The 1503-nt window shown below is 74.1% G+C and carries 1 protein-coding gene; it reads left to right on the top strand.

Annotated features, from left to right (window positions below; genetic code table 11):
- Positions 1-1503 (top strand): phenylalanine--tRNA ligase subunit beta (locus NQ160_RS17940; RefSeq protein ID WP_257516497.1); only part of this gene is annotated, 1503 nt, incomplete at both ends.

Here is a 1503-nt window from a genome sequence, read left to right as displayed (position 1 = left end):
ATCGGCCTGGCCGGCGTCATGGGCGGTGGCACGACCGAGATGACGGATGCCACGCGCAACGTGCTCATCGAGGCCGCGGTGTTCGACACCGTCTCGATCGCCCGTACCGCCCGCCGGCACAAGCTGCCGTCGGAGGCGTCGCGCCGTTTCGAGCGCGGCGTGGATCCGCTGATCCCGTTCGTCGCCGCCCGGCGCGTGGCCGACCTGATGGTCGAGTACGCCGGAGGGACGCTCGACACCGGGGTCGGCGGCGCGCTGTTCGCCGACGTGCACATCGCCGGGATCGATCTGCCCCGGGCGTTCGTGCCCGGCCTGATCGGCGTGGACTACAGCGATGCCGATGTCGTCGGCGCGCTGGAGAAGATCGGGTGCGAGGTCACCGAGACCGGCGAGGGGTGGGTCGTCATCCCGCCGTCGTGGCGTCCGGACCTGACCGACAAGTGGACGCTCGCCGAGGAGGTCGCCCGCATCGACGGGTTCGACCGCATTCCGTCGGTGCTGCCGGTGCCGCCGTCGGGCCGGGGCCTGACCGCCGCGCAGGCGGGGCGCCGGCGCGTGGCCAACGCCCTGGCTGCCGCCGGATACACCGAGACGCCGTCGTTCCCCTTCACCACGGCGGAGCAGAACGACCTGCACGGGTCCGCCTCCGGCGAGCACCTGCCGAGCGTCAAGCTCGCCAACCCGCTGGACGGCCAGGCGCCGTTCCTGCGCCGCTCGCTGGTGCCGGGTCTGCTGCAGGTCGCGCACCGCAACCTGGCGCGCGGCTTCGGTGACCTCGCGCTGTTCGAGACCGGCGCGGTGTTCCTGCCCGTGCCCGGTGTCGTCTACGGCACCGACCACGTGCCGCCGCTCGCGGTGCGGCCCGATGCCGCCACGCTCGCGGCGTTGGACGCTTCGATTCCGCCGCAGGCACGCCACGTCGCGGTGCTGCTGACCGGCCACCGTGTCGCGAAGCAGCCAGGACAGGCCGCAGAGTCGTTCGACGTGGGCGACGCGCTGGACGCGGTCCGCACGGTGGCCGCGGCGGCCGGCGTGACCGTGGACGTGGCGCAGGGGCAGCGCGCGGCGCTGCACCCGGGACGCACCGGCGTGCTGTCGGTCGGCGACGTCGAGGTCGGCTACGTCGGCGAGGTGCTGCCGTCGGTCTCCGAAGACGCGGACCTGCCTGGCCGCGTGATCGTGGCGGAGTTGGACCTCGACCTCGTGCTGGCGCTGGCCGGCGACCGGGTGGTCGCGGCTTCCCTGTCGGGATACCCGGCCGCGACGCAGGACGTCTCGCTCGTCGTGCCGCGGGACGTGCCGGCATCCGCCGTGCGCGCCGCGCTGGTCGACGGGGCGGGGGAGCTGCTGGAGTCGCTGCGGCTCGTGGACGATTACCGCGGGTCGGGTGTCGGCGAGGGGGAGAAGTCGCTCACGTTCGCGCTGCGCTTCCGTGCCCCCGACCGCACACTGACCGCCGCCGAGGCGACCGAGGCGAAGCTCGCCGGTGTCGCCGTCGCCGCC

This window comes from Microbacterium sp. zg.Y909, assembly GCF_024626565.1.
Note: the sequence above shows the minus strand (reverse complement) of the source record. Positions and strands in the feature narration are given on the sequence as shown.